At 40.2% G+C, this 15,336-nt stretch carries 15 protein-coding genes; all 15 read right to left on the minus strand.

Annotated features, from left to right (window positions below; genetic code table 11):
• Positions 1-10: 10 nt before the first annotated feature.
• A complete protein-coding gene (locus BLHYD_RS09780) occupies positions 11-523 on the minus strand; it encodes a hypothetical protein (RefSeq protein ID WP_276696850.1) in 513 nt (170 codons plus the stop codon).
• Positions 516-4,307, minus strand: coding sequence for a hypothetical protein (locus BLHYD_RS09785; RefSeq protein WP_322141398.1), 3,792 nt, complete (start codon positions 4,305-4,307; stop codon positions 516-518). Before BLHYD_RS09785 ends, BLHYD_RS09780 begins: the two co-directional genes overlap by 8 nt.
• Positions 4,308-4,311: 4 nt before the next feature.
• Positions 4,312-4,752, minus strand: a complete 441-nt coding sequence (locus BLHYD_RS09790) for a hypothetical protein (RefSeq protein ID WP_005948636.1) — start codon at positions 4,750-4,752, stop codon at positions 4,312-4,314.
• Entirely contained in the window at positions 4,753-7,077 is a 2,325-nt protein-coding gene (locus BLHYD_RS09795; protein ID WP_005948634.1) for a tail fiber domain-containing protein, read from the minus strand.
• A 4-nt stretch (positions 7,078-7,081) separates the two neighbouring features.
• Positions 7,082-7,474, minus strand: a complete 393-nt coding sequence (locus BLHYD_RS09800) for a hypothetical protein (protein ID WP_005948633.1) — start codon at positions 7,472-7,474, stop codon at positions 7,082-7,084.
• A 10-nt stretch (positions 7,475-7,484) separates the two neighbouring features.
• The gene (locus tag BLHYD_RS09805; protein WP_412657386.1) at positions 7,485-10,463 is read right to left on the minus strand and encodes a hypothetical protein; all 2,979 of its coding nucleotides are present in this window, start codon (positions 10,461-10,463) and stop codon (positions 7,485-7,487) included.
• 94 nt (positions 10,464-10,557) lie between these two features.
• Positions 10,558-11,130 carry a Gp15 family bacteriophage protein gene (locus tag BLHYD_RS09810; protein WP_005948631.1) on the minus strand — a complete coding sequence of 191 codons (573 nt, stop codon included), beginning with the start codon at positions 11,128-11,130 and terminating at the stop codon, positions 10,558-10,560.
• Entirely contained in the window at positions 11,123-11,536 is a 414-nt protein-coding gene (locus BLHYD_RS09815) for a hypothetical protein (RefSeq protein WP_040350565.1), read from the minus strand. The genes BLHYD_RS09810 and BLHYD_RS09815 overlap by 8 nt, the downstream gene beginning before the upstream one ends.
• Before the next feature lie 68 nt (positions 11,537-11,604).
• The gene (locus tag BLHYD_RS09820) at positions 11,605-12,159 is read right to left on the minus strand and encodes a hypothetical protein (RefSeq protein ID WP_005948629.1); all 555 of its coding nucleotides are present in this window, start codon (positions 12,157-12,159) and stop codon (positions 11,605-11,607) included.
• A gap of 14 nt (positions 12,160-12,173) precedes the next feature.
• Positions 12,174-12,692 (minus strand): hypothetical protein, encoded by a 519-nt coding sequence (locus BLHYD_RS09825; protein WP_005948628.1) that lies wholly within the window; start codon positions 12,690-12,692, stop codon positions 12,174-12,176.
• Positions 12,670-13,122, minus strand: coding sequence for a minor capsid protein (locus BLHYD_RS09830; RefSeq protein WP_005948627.1), 453 nt, complete (start codon positions 13,120-13,122; stop codon positions 12,670-12,672). Before BLHYD_RS09830 ends, BLHYD_RS09825 begins: the two co-directional genes overlap by 23 nt.
• A gap of 1 nt (position 13,123) precedes the next feature.
• On the minus strand, positions 13,124-13,606 hold the full coding sequence (locus BLHYD_RS09835) for a hypothetical protein (protein WP_005948626.1): 483 nt from the start codon (positions 13,604-13,606) through the stop codon (positions 13,124-13,126).
• Positions 13,593-14,069 carry a head-tail connector protein gene (locus BLHYD_RS09840; protein ID WP_005948625.1) on the minus strand — a complete coding sequence of 159 codons (477 nt, stop codon included), beginning with the start codon at positions 14,067-14,069 and terminating at the stop codon, positions 13,593-13,595. Before BLHYD_RS09840 ends, BLHYD_RS09835 begins: the two co-directional genes overlap by 14 nt.
• A gap of 11 nt (positions 14,070-14,080) precedes the next feature.
• Complete coding sequence (locus tag BLHYD_RS09845) at positions 14,081-14,371, minus strand: hypothetical protein (RefSeq protein WP_242648394.1); 291 nt, start codon at positions 14,369-14,371, stop codon at positions 14,081-14,083.
• 80 nt (positions 14,372-14,451) lie between these two features.
• Entirely contained in the window at positions 14,452-15,336 is an 885-nt protein-coding gene (locus tag BLHYD_RS09850; RefSeq protein ID WP_040350564.1) for a hypothetical protein, read from the minus strand.

Consider the following 15,336-nt stretch of genomic DNA (forward strand, 5'->3'; position numbering starts at 1 on the left):
TATCCTCCTGTCAGATCAAAAGTTCTTTCTGTTCGATAACTTCATCCGCTTCCAGTTCGCCTTTTAAAATTCCTTCCGCCTGCTCTTTGGTGATCTCTTTCCAAAATCGTTCATCTACTCCCATAGTACCAGGCTCCCAGGTGTTCATGATATCTTTTAAAGCGTTAATCCAGTATTTGGTGTTATGCTCCACGACATCTCCGTAGCTATACCATTCCTGGGCAATTCCGTCCCAGGGTTCCCATGCTGGCACTGTAACCTCACCCGGCTCTGGTTCTGGTGCTCCTTCCAGTTTTTTCACCTTTTCTTCTAGTACCGCTACTCTGCCTTCCAGACGTTTGTAGCGTTCTGCCTCTTCCGGAGCTTCTGTCCCTGGGTTCAGGTAAGATGTAATCATTTGGTGCAGTTCTGTACGCTGTTCGTCCGTCAAATCCCCGTTGACCCAGAGCACATCAATCTTATTTGTGATGTCTGTGACCTTAAAATCTCCTGATATGATAATACTTTTAATCATTTCATACATGTTCGATGTCCTCCATAATTACTTTGTTTAATACTTGTGTGTTTGTGTTTACCAGGGCTTTTTGCAGTTCCTCGAATTTTTTGTCGATGTAAGACTTGGTATCTGCTACATACTCCATTTCTAAGCCTGCCTGCGGGGTGGAATCTGTAGAAACGTTCGTGGTTGGGTAATTAGTGTGGAGGGCGCGATAAGCTTTCAGTTGTTTTTCCAACAAATCAGTTTCTGTCTCAGGTATCCCTTTATATGTAAAGTAGAACACAGCATCTTGAAGTTTTGCGTTGAAAGCATCAAGGTCTCCAACATCCTTTATTCTCGCCCAGATTCCGCCATAACTAATATAAAAACCAGTTTCATTTCTATTAAGCACAGTATTTGTATACTGCATATATGTAGATATCCCTGTTCCAGGAAGAGCCATTTCTTTTGTTTCTGAAATTTCTGGAATACTACAAAAATACAATTCGCTTCCTTCTACGGCATAATCACCATTCTTAGCAAAAACAGGATTTTCCTTTTTAATAACTCTCTGGATATATTTTCCACGCTCAAAATCCGCCTCATCACAAATCCATTGCTGGCCCTTCTCATCTGTATAATTGCCGCCTGAATCTACCGGAATTCCTGGGAGACCGTTAGGAGTGGAGAGGGTGAGGGGTTGTAGTTTGCAAGGTTCCCATGGAAGAGCGGTGGAACCAGCGTTTAGCATCGGACGGATTATTTCATTTGTTACTGTCGTCCCTTCGGTAATTTGTATTTGGATTCTTGAATTAGGATATTTTTCATAGTCAAATTGATTTGGTATATAAATTCCATTACCTACGTCCTTATAACCTTTATTTACCATATTTGTATATACTATCGAGATGCTTTCACTTTTTCCTCCACTTAGAAAAACATCGTTAGCCTTTGGTAACATTGACAAAAGGAAAAAGGAATTGCTTGTTGCCTTACCATTTGCAGTTACACTTCCGTCATCATTAACGGTATATGTTATCCCGTTAATCGTTGCTGATGCATATGTTTTTGCAATCAACTGCGCTCCAAATACACGAACCTCTAAACTCCCATCACTCCCAGGAATCTTAATCTCCTGCGGATAATCAGGATTCGGACTAGGTTGATTGCCGGCGTAAGGTTCATACGGAGCTTGTGTTTCGCCCACGTTAAGCATCGGATATATGGTATAATTTGTTTTCTGTAAATCTGGTGAATCATATTTAATCATAACTCTTCTTAATTTATCATCCGCTTTAAATTCTATTGCAGTGTTTCTTAAATATTCTATAGTATCATCCTGCCGTGTTATATCCACCTGAAAGGTTAATGTACTGACTTCATGGCTTCCTCCTGATATGAAATATTTGCCTTCTGGGAAACTTGAAACATTTTCAAAATAGGCTTGTGCATATCGTTTGGTAGGTGTCCCTGTCACAGTGACACTTCCATCAGAATTTATCACACCCGTCAAACCATCATTAGTTGTTAAGTTTTCTTTTTTTGGTTGAAATAACTGCGCCCCAGTTGTCTTCGCTTGTTCACCCTTTCCAAACACCTTCAGCCCTTTTAGTCCCAGATCAGAGCTATCCGTAACATTCAGCATTTCCCCGCTTGCCTTCTCCACAATCGCCGGGGCTTTCTGGGTATTTTCATTGATGGACTTTTCTATGTATTGTTCTGTCTCAGGGACATAATCAACCTCTATTCCAGGCATGAGAGATTCCGCTGTAAAGACGTTTACTACAGGATTGTACAACTTTAATGCCCGGTAAGCTGCGATTTCTTCTGGGGAAAGATCGGTTTCTATAGGTTCGGCAAGAATTCCATACATGACTGCGTCGTTCATGATATCCGCAATATATTCAATGGTATCTGTCGTGTTTTTATAGTTTAGCCTGATGTTCCCGTTGTTATTTACAAACATCGTATTTTCTGATGCTCCCGTGTCTTTTCCCAACATATGCGAGCATATCACTAAGCTATCTATTTTATACTTATCAAAATCTTTGTTTGTATAATATTGGCCGGAATTATTTCTAATCCAACTCGTCTCAACAAAATTTGTCTTTCCTATTCTCTGAATATATTTCCCTCTCACAAAATCAATCTCATCGCACACCCACTGTTGTCCATCCTCATCCGTATAATTACCGCCGGATTTTACCGGGATTCCAGGTAAACCATTTGGAGTGGAGAGGGTGAGGGATTGGTCCTTATAAGGCGCCCAAGGGAGGGCCGTGGTGCCTGCATTAAGCATCGGATTTATAGTCACATTATCTACTATTTCATTTGTCGGAACAACAAGTGCAATATTATAAGGAGCTGTAACATTAGTAAAAACAAAGGAAATGCCTTCCCCATTATCTTTCACCGCACTGTTATTTCCATCATAATTCCAGCATTGCAATGTTACGTTCGTCCCCGCCTTGTTCCCGCTCAAATATAACGTTCCGATTTTGGCAAACTGTCTTGCCAATAAAGCATCATTCGTAATTAGATTATAAACAGAATTAGCTTCTCCTGTATTTTGTCCATTGATTGTAACAGAACCGTCCGCGTTTTGTTTGAACGTCACACCATATTGTGTTTTTTCTTCATTTTCATTGAGTGGTATCAGATTCGCCGCTTTTAATTCCACTCTAATCTCTTTATCACTCCCAGGAATCTCAATCTCCTGCGGATACTCCGGGCTGGGAGAGGGTTTCTCACCGGTGTAAGGCTCCCAGGGTAAAGCCTTAGAACCAGCATTTATCATAGGGTATATGGTTTTTGGTGAAGAATCTGTGTAAGTATACGCAACACCTGTGATCTGTATTTCTGTCTCACTGGTTATCGCGCCTGTTTTTAATGCACTGTTTCCCAGCGTTTGCATGGAACAGTTCTGTAAATAGTATTTTCCGGCCGGCAAAGTCATCACTACATCCACTCCGTTATAACTTCCAATGAACCAGAATGTTGCATTGTTTGATGACAACGTACCACTAAAAGATGCTATCCCCCCAGAAACACTCATGGTTACTCCAAATATTTTATTAGTTTTATCTGGTGCATTGAGTAACTGTGCCCCTGTCGTTGTATTCTGTTCGGCCTTACCATATACTCTCATCCCTACTGGCGGCTGTTCTGCTGGATTCTCAATCTGCAAAATTTCCCCGCTGACTGTCTCAACTGGCCCTCGTAATTTTACAGCATCAATTTCATGCAGTCTTGCCCCAACCTTCTCCGCATCCGCAGCTTGTCCCGTCTGGCTTAGAGTATCATCTACTTTGATTGGGATTTCCCCCGGCTTTACTGTTCCGTCTTCCCCAACAACAAGAGCTTTCCCGGTATTCTCTGCGCCCTGGTCTTTGTCCAGCTTCTTTTCCAACTCCTCTGCCTGCTCTTCTTTTGTTGGATAAGATTTTAATTTCTCCGTTAGTTTTGTGTCTGTGACATACTCCGCAGGAATTTCGGTTATATAGTCCCCTTTTTGCTGGATTCCTAGTTGTTCAAGACTTTTGTCCCCGGATAACTCCACTCCACCGATAGAGGGCTTGTTTTCCAGGTTGTTATAGTCCTGATCTGGAATATCGTCCTTAAAGGCAAACTCTTTTGTATCTCCTGGCCCAAACGCTATAACTGCTTTTTTGGTATCTGTCGCTACCCCTATCTCTGCCGGGACAAACTTACTTTCGTCCATTTCGGATTCTTTTCCATGTCGCATCTGCAAGGTGGCGTATATCGTTCCACCGTCTTCTGCCAAGATTGCCGCTTTGTTTTCCGCCAGAGCATTACTTTTTATTGCCATTTTCTCACTCCTTCCAGTCTGTAAATGTACCACCGCTTATTGTCTTGATCTGCTTTCTGGACAATTCTTCTAACTTTTGCAATATTTGTTCATAGACACCCGGGGACGGCGGGGCGGAAGCATCGCTTTCTTGGTATCCTGATTTGAAAATCTTGATGTATGCCTCATTCGCAGTTCTTAAATCTCCACAAAATACAGAAACGCTTCCCACGCATTCCCGGTCCGTGTCCCAGAATTCCCACGGGATTAAGCATTCGTTATTATCGTCCAAGACCGCAGCTTTGGTCTGCTTGCCCTGGGTAAACAACGCTGTTTTAATGCCCGTCCATTCCGGTGTCTGAAAATCAAAATGTGCATAAAAATAATTCCGAGATTTTGCTACTGGGGGCAGGCTATCTATCCGGGTGATATATTGGCCCTTTAAAGCAAATTGTAAAGTTGGCATCTAATCACTCCTTATCATTCCTTTTAGTTTATTTACTTCATTTTTTAATTCTTTTATTTCTTCATTCTGCTTTTTTAAAAGCTGTACCATATAAGGTATCATAGCTCTATAATTCCAATCTTCTGGCTTCCCATCTTTATCATATTGCACAACATCCGGAATAACGTCGTTCAATTCCTCTGCATAAAACCCAGGAATTTCTTTACCGCACATATGATCTGTCTGACTTAAATATCCATCTTTATACTTAAACCATACGACGTGAATATCTAAAAGTTTCTCAGCGTCCCGATCGGTCATATCTTTTACATGATTTTTATAACGCTTCGATGAAGATGCTAAATATGCTAAAGTTACACCGTCTGAACCAAACACTATGTGTCCTCCACTGGATACATGATCTAAATTATACAATTCCGGCGCCTTTCGAAAATGCGATTTATATTCAAACTCTACATCTGAGGTAAAATAAACCCAGTTTGTAAATTCTACTGAATTATTAAAATATACTGAATCTATAAAAGATATATAATCTTCTACGATGATCTCCGTCCCTGCTTGCAAGTGTAAATAGTCATATCCTTTAAGCACCACATGCCTATCACCATCATCGTACATTGCAGACAAATCAAGTAAGCCCGTTGTAGTGCTTCCATAAAAACCTCTTATGGTACCTTCTTCTACAGTAAGCCCTTTTCTTTTACCGCCATAAAGCTCTTCTGATGTAAATAACCCATTAATGTGTACTTCACCCGTTTTTGCATTGACATACAATGTCTGTTCCCCGGAGGGTGTCTGGATAATCAGTGTTCCACCAACACCCCAGTCAAAGTTAAGGCCAATCGTGCTCATAATTTTTGTGATTAGATCGCCGTCAACCGTTAGCCCGGCATTCCAAGTTTTTCCGCCGTCTGTCGATACCGCCATAGCCTCAGCGGTCATTTTCCAGACAATCATAGATTCTTCCAGAGTAGGCTTGTCGTGCATATAATAAATGCTGCTGCCGTCTTCTTGTTCTTCCTTTGTCATATATAAACCCGAGGAATTATTAATACGATCAGCCAAATCTTCCATGGCTTTTTCCCACTCGGCTTTGTTTTTTTTGACTTCCTCTTTAGCTTTTCGGTACATTTCCGTTGCATTGCTATAATAAATACCCTTATTTCTTTCAGGACTTTTCGTATCATTGGATACTGTACAATCTCCTAAATAATTAAAAGTAAAAGACGATACAAAAGACCTATAAACGTTATTTTTACGGTCTACCAAATAAACAGGGTCCATAAATTCTATCGTTGGGTTAGGGAAAAAGCTTCCCGAAAATGGTCGCACAGATAGTCCAATTAAGATATCACCGATCATTCTTAAAGCTTTTTCTTCATTTCCCTTTATCAACGGATTATCAATCTTCAGACAATAATCATCTGTACCATAAAGCAAAGTGGATGTTTCGCTGCTTCCCTCTTCTGTCTCTACCTCTACCTCTGTCGCAAGTCCGGTTATTGTCACATCATCTGTACCAACATCAGGGTCTGACGAAAAATCAGTTAGCATAATATAGTCATCAGTGGCATTAAAATCTCCACTGGTTATCAAGAAATCTGTGTCTTGGCCAAAGCTTCCGCCACTAATCCTTTTATTCAATTCCTGTTTAAACGTTCCACCGCTTATCAGGTCTGTATTTGTAATCCCTAAAGACTGGTAAGATTTGATATGTAAATTATTATTTTCATCTACAATAGCGTTACCACCCGCAATCTGGGCTACGTATCCTATTGCCTGCCTACAAGTCAACCCGTCCGGTTTTTGCTGTATCTCAAAATTATCATTAACAAACGCAGCATCCCCCAAACGAATACCACACTGAGTACATACATCTTTCAAAAATATCAATGCTGTTGCTGGAAAAGACGCTTTGGGTACATAGGTGATATCCGCTTTGTACATATCATTGGATGCAGTAAATTCAATGGTATCTCCCGGCGCAATAGAATCTACAACTGTAAAGGTTCCTTCTAAAATTCTCTCTGTTCTACCATCTTCTAGATCAGCTTCGGTATAAAATGCAATTCGAGCATAGTAAAAATCATAATTAGAAAATCTTTCATCGGAGTTATCAATGCCTATATCAATAGTTTTGGCAACAGCAACTCCCAATGGAAAACCACTTTCGCTGGATTCTGTGTAATTATTCCCAGAAATGTAAAAATCATCCTTGGAATTTAGTTCTAGCTGCGTACCATTTGATAAGGTTACTTTTGCGTAAGCATAAAAAGGTCCGCCGTCTTTTATTACTTTCTTAAATGCATTACTTACGTTCTTCATTTGCTTATTCCTTTATATCCAATGGATTTACACTTGTTACTTGGAAACTTAACTCATTTGCCATCTCGTGACCATCAACCAAAGAATAGTAAGAAGAAGATATATTATTGGCTATAAACGGATTCGTTTCCCATTGTGCCGTATAAGAATTAAAATGGTAAAAATCAAATTGTTGTTTCCCAAGTATTCTCTTTTTAATCTCTGCTACATCTTTGGCGGAAATATTAGTCCATTTTAGGTTGTACGCCTCCACCGTAAACAGGACACCGCCCTTCATGCCTCCCCTCATGGTCCTTTTTCTGTTCGATGCAGATGTAACGGCTTCATCTACTTGGTATCCGTCCTCATCGACCATAGGAGCTGTATAATCATTAAACATTAAATATTGTTGTGCCATAATTTTCCTCCTATGCAAGTTCAAAAGGATTTTTACCCGTTTGTTGTCTCATCAACTTTGCCTCATCAATTACCAGTTTTGCTAGTTCACGTCTTCCCACTTTCAAAGCAACCTCATACTTATTTCCGCCGCCAGCAGCTTCTTCCCGGACAATCCGTCTGATTAAGCTCTCAGGAGCCTCGATATTGTTACCATGTTTCTGATCTCCAAGTACTGCCATAAACTCTTTGTTCGGCGGGATTACTGCTCCTGATGCAAGATAAGGGATAGTCGGAACTCTTGGGAACGATGCTTCATAGCCAATCGTCACATCCCCGAACGGTGTAGGTACGTCCCACGGGCCAAACGTAAAAGCATCTTCGGCACTTGATATTGCATCATTGATAAGTCCAATAGCACCATTAATGATTGATATAATTCCGTTAATTGGTGCTATTGCAATAGATTTCAGGCCGTTAAATACACCAGCAAATATCTGTTTAACTCCTTCCCAAGCCTGGCGCCAGTTTCCTGAAAATACCCCTTTAACGAATGTAATAATACCGTTAAAAACCTGTTTGATAGAGTTCCATATATTTTTCACTTTTTTGAAAAAAGCGTTTAATACATTTCCAAATACCCCAAAACTCTTTGTCCAATCTTTCTCAAATACACCTTGCAAAAAAATATCAAACGGCTTCAATATATTATTTTCTATAAATGTAAATATTGAAAGAATTGCTTTTTGGAATCCTTCCCCAATTTGTTTTAGCCCTGAAAAAGCTTGTTCCCAGTTACCAGTAAACACGCCAACAATAAAATCTATCAGACCACTTAATATATCCACAATACCGCTTATCACTTCTGCAACCGTTCCGAAAAAATCCAAGACAGTAGTTCCTAAAAATTCAATAATCGGCGCTATGATCGGAACAATATTTTCAATAATCCATGAAATGAACGGAACCAATAATTCTTCCCATAATAGTTTTAAGACATCAATTATCTTTCCAATCAAATTAAGAATTGAGTTTATTGCTTCTCCTACCGGACCGTTTAACACTTCGTCGAATTTAGACGCCAACGAGTCGAGGACTGGAGCTATATATTCATTATAGGTATCAAGAAGTGTACCGGCTATTTCGCTTATTCCGTCCGTAATAGAGTCTATAAATGGCTTTATATGCTCATCATAAACTTCCATTACCTTATCAATTACACTTTGCAAAAAATTCTGAATGGATTGGGTTACTGCCTGTATAGGCTCTATTGTTTCAAGTAATGCTGTCTTTATTTTTTCTTTATTTTCAACAAGGGGCTGAACAATTAAATTCAGTAAATCACGGCCGAATTTTGCAAAAAGTTCATTCACTCCCATAATGACATCTGCAAATATTCCTATTACATTTCCGGTTAAATCTTGAGCCACCTGACTGCCAAATACCGAGGAAAAAATATCAGCTACTGTCTGCGCTAATATACCACGTAAGTTCATTATCTCTGCGCCAATATCAAACATAGATATCAAATATTTTTTAATTCTATCTACATTTTTAGAAAGATAACTCTCAATTCCACCGACTATATTTTCGGCTATTGTCAAGCCTATTTTTGCAAAAGAGCCGACTATTTTACCCCAATTATAAATAAATGAATTTGCAAATTTTTTAGTGGCAGTCTGTACATCTTTATCGGTAATGATATTTGCAATAATTCTGCCAATAGAAGACAAGTCTTTTTTTAACTCTTCTAATATTGGTTTATAATCCCCAAGTCCATCCCAAAAGCCTTTTTTAAATAGATCTCCAAGCTCTTTTACTCTTGCAATGATTTTATCTATCAGACTGCTTGTTTCATCTAATACCGTATTCCCTTTTGCTGCTTCTCCAAAGTCAACACCTGCTCCGACAATTCCACCATTGCCGCTTGCTCCATTCCCTCCGCTCGGAGTTGTCCCTGTTTCTTGGCTCGCAGTTTCCTTGCTCATCCTATTAATATCGTCAAGTGGTGAGAGATAATCTTCGGCGGCTTCTGTTGCTTCTTGTGTAGCTTCTGCCTGATCTGCTGTTGCGTTTGCGGAGTCCTCTGTGTTCGATGCCATATTGTTAGATGCATTAGACACGCTATTATATTCGTCTTCCAAACCGGATAAGTCATTTGTTGCGGATTGTATGGGCTTTGATTCAGTAGCTTTTTTCCCTGTCAGTAATTCCGTGAAAGATTTAAATGCGTTCGCTGCTGTTGCGATCTTTTCCAAGAAAACATTAATTGATTTTATAATTGGGGTAAAAAGATTAATCAATCCCTGTCCGATACTAGCTTTGATAGATTGAAGCTGAAGTTGCATCACACGCATTTGGTTAGCCCACGAATCGCTAGTCCTAATAAAGTCTCCTGAAGCTGCTGAAAGCTGTTCTTGCACAAACGCAAATCTAAGGGCAACTTTTTCTTGTTCTGTCATGGCTTGCGTGGTTTTACCATATCCATTTGCTAATGCATATTGGTCTAAGGCAGCCTGGGTCATTACAACACCCAAATCTTTTAGTGTCTCAGTTTCGCCCGTGAATACAGATTTAAGCTTGTAATACGCTTCTTCTTGGCTCAGGTTGTAAAAAGATGCAACATCCCCGGCTAATCCTGTCAATGCGGTAGACATGGAATAAGCTTCTTGTTCCGTGAATCCAAAGCTTTTTGCCATGGCTCCAAAAGTACCTACATATCGCTTTGCCATCGTCTCTGACAGTCCAAACGACTTTGCTGCATCCTTAGCAAATGTATCTACTTTGTCGGACATACTGGTAAACGTCACGTCCACAACATTCTGTACTTCTTGCAAATCAGAACCCAACTCTAGGCATTCTTTCCCAAATTCTACAATCTTTCCAACCGCAAAAGCAGTAGCTATTATGCCGCCTATTTTTTTTACAGTGCCAGACAGCCCTTGCATTTGTGATTTTATATTTTTTGTTCCATTTGACACTCCATCTGTATCAATTCGTGTATCAATAATAATAGAGCCATCCGCTTGTGCCACAATTCCACCTCTTTTCCATGGCTCTGCGACTAGCGACTGGCTCTAAAATAAAAAAACTACTAGCCAATATTCAATCTTTCTTAATTCCAAACAGTTCCCGAAGTTCTTCTTTCTCTTCTTCGCTCCGTTCATTTTTTTTCATTTTTAAATCCACTAAGACCTTATTGTCTCTGTAAAATTCTTGTTCCCACTTTTCTAATTTTTTTCCTTTGCTTTTTTTATTTCTTATGTTAATAACTTGGGAATATAATCCTTCGCCTATTTCCATGTATAGGCTCATAAATGTCCACCAATGCAAGTAGGGTATACTTCTGATCTCTCTTCCAGCAACCTTGTTAATTGCAGGAATTAATATAGGAGCGTCTTGATTCCAATCCATTAACTTATGTGCTTTTCTCTTCTTAGAATCTTCAAAACTATAATCTATAAATTCGATAGCTTTGTCACACGCTTCTCTTAAACAACCAATATGAATTTTATCCTTATAAAATATTTTAAGCATAATCATAGTCTTTTCTTGGTCATTAAACTGAGAATCGTTATATGCCGACAATATATCTAATATAGCTCTGAAATCACTCCTTATTGCACATTCTTGTCCGTTTATACAAATAGATTGTGGTAAGGACCATACATCAATCATCAGAATATTTCCTTGTATATTTTTCCATTGCTTCTTTTACTTTTTTAGAGCGCGCATTTACTTCGGTCCTAATAAACTCATAAATAATATCAAATATGTACACTGCATACAAAATGCCTTCGTCTGTTATTGCAAGTGGTGAATTGTACCTGAAAAATGTATCACCTGCACTTTCGCCCAAAAGAAACTGCATTTGTTTTCTGATTTCCAGATTTACTTTTTCTAGCTCATTAATATCTCCTTTATCACTTATAGAATTGGTTAATTCATTAAGTTTGTCCTGAACTACATTACATCTTCTTATAATGTCAGGGTCTGCGGGATTGAAATAAAAGTAACCCATGACATCACCATTATTGTCTTTAACTTCTATTTTTTCCCCTATATTTGCTGTAATACTTTTCATATCGTTCTCCCAATGTTCATTAATTTTTATAAAGATAAAGACGTGATATTGCACACGCCTTTAAGTTATTAGACGCCAAGGCCCTCCGTCTCTTTTTCTAACTTCAGCATAGACGGATCAGGAATTTCACCCTCTGTAAATTCTGGGTTCCCTGTTTTTAACGATGTAGCAGATACATATCCTTTAGTTCTTGCTCCATCTTCTGATACCTGAAATGGAATATTCAATCCCGCTGTATCCCCACCATAACTTTGCGGTTTAACAATGACTTCCTGCACATACGCCAGATGATTTGTGGCCTCCGTATCTTCCACAATAACTTCTAACATAAGAGTTTTACAGGAATCCCCTTTTAAACGATCAAAAGCAATTTCTCTGATTTTCGGGTAAAGTTTCTTCGCAGGGTCTGCATAAAATGGGTCGGCATCCATTGTCGGCTCATAACCATTATCCTTTGTTTTCGTCTGACCCAGGATGTTTTTCAATGTTTCCATATCCGGGTTAAGTTCATTAGACATTTCTTCGATGTCATCACCAATAATTTCCCACTCTGCACTTTCAGCAACATTCTTAAAAGATGTATCAAGATAGTGCGCCAGTGCTTCACGATTTAACTTTGCCATGTCTCTTTTCCTTTCTATCTGTTCTTGTAAAATATGTTCCTATATTTCAGTGCAAGGCTGATAACCCAGTCCTGCACGTTTCCCTCTGATATGCTGTCCAGATATGCCGGGGTTTGCCTTGCAATCTCTGTTATTTCCCTGTTCTCTGTCAGCATCGGATAATCTTTTAGTTTCTTTACTTCTCCATCAATAGTAATCGACTGTTTTTCAAGCCATTTACCGAGATTGTCCAGAAACTCCTTTATATCAATTTTGGAGTTTTGACTGTCTGCTGATGTTCGGTACACCACATAAAACGGATAGTTACAAAGCTGATTGACCTTTCCAGTAACAGACGTTGTTTCTGTGGCAATTACCGCGCCAGAAATGGGATAGAAAGAAATCCCGCTTTCTTCTTCCAAAGTAGAGAACTTTATGCTTTCTCCTTCCAAAAGTCCCGGAAAATCGTTCAGTAAATCCTTAATTGCGTTTGTTACAACGTCATATCCGTCTATGTCATATCGTTTCGGTTTATTTTTTGCCTCCTCCGGCAATTCGCTTCACTCCCTTCACCCACGCTTTACCGTGTGCGTCCTTTGCTGTATCAAACCAATGCGGTGTAGCTTTGGGATTGCTATATGTAAGCGGTCGCTCTGTTACAACTTTCTTCGCCCCTTTTCTCGCCCACGGAGAGCCAGTCACGGGGTCAACCATAACTTTTCCCTCATAAAGAAATCTGCCCATAGGCGGAGCTGCTGCAACCACTTTCCCGCTCCCTGCCAGTGCCGCGCTTTGCAACCGTGTTACATTCACGAAGTTCCCGTCTCTATGCGGCATATACGGCACCATATCGTTCATAATTTGGCTGTCGAGGTAGTATTGTGCTTCTTGAAACTGTTTTTCAAAACGATTCAGGCTTACATCAACCTTTATATCTCCTTGTACCAAAGAGAAGCCGGGAAAATGAAATGTCTTACTTGCCATATCACTTCCCTCCAATCTCAAAATGTGGTATCACCGTATACGGTCCGCCGACTGTGGTTATCAGAAATACATAATCATGCCGCTTGTTGATGTAATCATAAAAGCCACTGTCCACTCGATTTGCATAGTCAGAATCAAGAATCGGTGTTTCGGCATACTCCCCTTGCATGAAGAAATCCCCAGAAGCAAAGGTAATACTTCCCGGCAAATCATCATTCGGCTGCTTCTCCCATTCTTTGGGCGACAAGTACGGCTTATCTCCTACCATTACGGTGCCATCACCGCTATGGTATTTAACGTGCAGATTCGCCGTGTCCGCGCTGTCCAGCCCTGTCTTTGCTACGTTTGCCGCCTTATCAATAATCAGGTCAACGCCAGAAAGAACATGAGGATACCAGTGTATAGCTCCGGTCTGGTCTTCATACTTGTTGAAAATCGTTACAGTATCGCTATAAATTGGTATCCCCTCCTTATATGCCTGCATAGAGCAAGCAAACTCCTTTGTTATCAACCACTCCGGCAAGATACTCTGTCGCAACCTGCCGCAGTAGTACGTTTTCTACTTTCTTATCCATAGCCGCCTGAAAATAAATATCAGCATTGCTTCCAGATATTCCCGTAACGTAGGAAATACTTTCAGCGCCGGAAGAAACAGACGAAACCATTTTCCCGGTCATTGTGCCGTCCTCTCTCGTTACCGTTCCGACGGTCGCCATAGACGCTTTCTTCACTTCGTCAATCTGATACAAGCAATCAGCAACCGCACAGACCGCTTTCTTTACCTTTGTTTGCGCTCGTTCATCATCTGGGAGCCCGTCCACAAGACGGTCAAAAGTAATCATGTCTATGCGGTCACTGGCTTTTTCCAAATACCGTTCAAGAGATTCGTCCGGCACAGTATCGCCATAGTATTTAGTTTTGTAGAACTCTATATCTGCATATGCCATGCCGGAACCTCCTATTTAAAAGTAGATTTCTGGAAATTAAAAGTAACTACTGGTTTGCCATCTACCTCAACGGCAAACTTATCCGTTTTAGTTACACGGAAAATAATCTCCGGGTCAAATGTCATATTTTCTTTCCCGGGTTGTGCCACTCCATTTTTCTTGAGCGTCATTTTAGTTCCTGTCTTAGTAAGCTTGAACGGGAAATAATACCCGCTTTGTTCTTCTGGATTGCTGGAAAAGTCCGTATATCCAGTTACTTTCTTAAGCGTTCCCGTTACAGTACCATCTTTCAGGACTTTCAAATCATTTCCGACTAAACTTGATACCCGCTTGCCTAACAGGGTCTGACTTTGCGGGAAAAGCGTCAACACGTCAGACCCGATTATTCCCCCGAGTTAATTGTGATAACTGCAATTGCGTCGATGTACTCCGCAAAGAGCGTAAGCCCCATAAGTGCGTAGGATTCACCTACTGCGTGGCGATAATCTCCGTTTGCGTGGAAACCAATCAAATTTGTTTCTCCGTCAACAGTATACTCAAGACCAAGCTGCTCAAAGCCGGAATTGCTCGGATCAACATAATACAAAACAATGTTATCAGCCGGTGTAGCAATTACTTTCCCTTCTTCAATTTCACTGGAAAGAATAAGTGTCTGCGCTCCCATGAAGTTCTGAATGTAGTTGATTCCAAACGCTGTCTGCACAGAAAGTTCTGCCGCTCCAAGATACTTATATGCGTCCAAAGTATTCACGAAAACAACAATGTTTGTTGTGTTCCTACGCATTTTTTTAAATTTGTCAATCACTTTTCCGATTGACATAGCAACCGCCATCTGAAAAGTTGTTTCTGTCGAAGTCAGCGTTCCGGTTTTCAGATATGTATAGAAGCGGTCAAGAATATTTCCCTGAAGCTCATTCAAGAAAGCCTCATCAGTCATCTGGATAGCTGCCTCTGCGCCTTTATCTGCTACCGCCTCAACAGATACCGCTTTCGCGTATTTTTCAAGCTTAATCTTGTCATACGTTTTTTCCGTTACGGAAGCAAGGGAATACGGAATTTCCTCGCCCTCTCCAACATTTCCGTTCTGTAATGTAATGCTTGCACTCTTTGATTTTAATTCTGTGCCGTTTTCCTTTTTAATCGGTCGCATGATACCAAGAATTTCCCTTAAGGAATCCCAGTTCCGTGCAAATCGTGTTACGAAGTCTACCTCCCGCGCTGTTACGGCGATATTGGCAGACATAGTAAGTCTTTCTTTTGCCGCCAT

Source organism: Blautia hydrogenotrophica DSM 10507 (genome assembly GCF_034356035.1).
GTDB classification, from domain to species: domain Bacteria; phylum Bacillota; class Clostridia; order Lachnospirales; family Lachnospiraceae; genus Blautia_A; species Blautia_A hydrogenotrophica.

Coding starts and splice junctions, on each gene's coding strand:
- BLHYD_RS09780 (WP_276696850.1), bottom strand. CDS start 523: ATGTATGAAATGATTAAAAGTATTATCATATCAGGAGATTTTAAGGTC.
- BLHYD_RS09785 (WP_322141398.1), bottom strand. CDS start 4,307: ATGGCAATAAAAAGTAATGCTCTGGCGGAAAACAAAGCGGCAATCTTG.
- BLHYD_RS09790 (WP_005948636.1), bottom strand. CDS start 4,752: ATGCCAACTTTACAATTTGCTTTAAAGGGCCAATATATCACCCGGATA.
- BLHYD_RS09795 (WP_005948634.1), bottom strand. CDS start 7,077: ATGAAGAACGTAAGTAATGCATTTAAGAAAGTAATAAAAGACGGCGGA.
- BLHYD_RS09800 (WP_005948633.1), bottom strand. CDS start 7,474: ATGGCACAACAATATTTAATGTTTAATGATTATACAGCTCCTATGGTC.
- BLHYD_RS09810 (WP_005948631.1), bottom strand. CDS start 11,130: ATGATTGATGTATGGTCCTTACCACAATCTATTTGTATAAACGGACAA.
- BLHYD_RS09815 (WP_040350565.1), bottom strand. CDS start 11,536: ATGAAAAGTATTACAGCAAATATAGGGGAAAAAATAGAAGTTAAAGAC.
- BLHYD_RS09820 (WP_005948629.1), bottom strand. CDS start 12,159: ATGGCAAAGTTAAATCGTGAAGCACTGGCGCACTATCTTGATACATCT.
- BLHYD_RS09830 (WP_005948627.1), bottom strand. CDS start 13,122: ATGGCAAGTAAGACATTTCATTTTCCCGGCTTCTCTTTGGTACAAGGA.
- BLHYD_RS09835 (WP_005948626.1), bottom strand. CDS start 13,606: ATGCAGGCATATAAGGAGGGGATACCAATTTATAGCGATACTGTAACG.
- BLHYD_RS09840 (WP_005948625.1), bottom strand. CDS start 14,069: ATGGCATATGCAGATATAGAGTTCTACAAAACTAAATACTATGGCGAT.
- BLHYD_RS09850 (WP_040350564.1), bottom strand. CDS start 15,336: ATGGCGGCAAAAGAAAGACTTACTATGTCTGCCAATATCGCCGTAACA.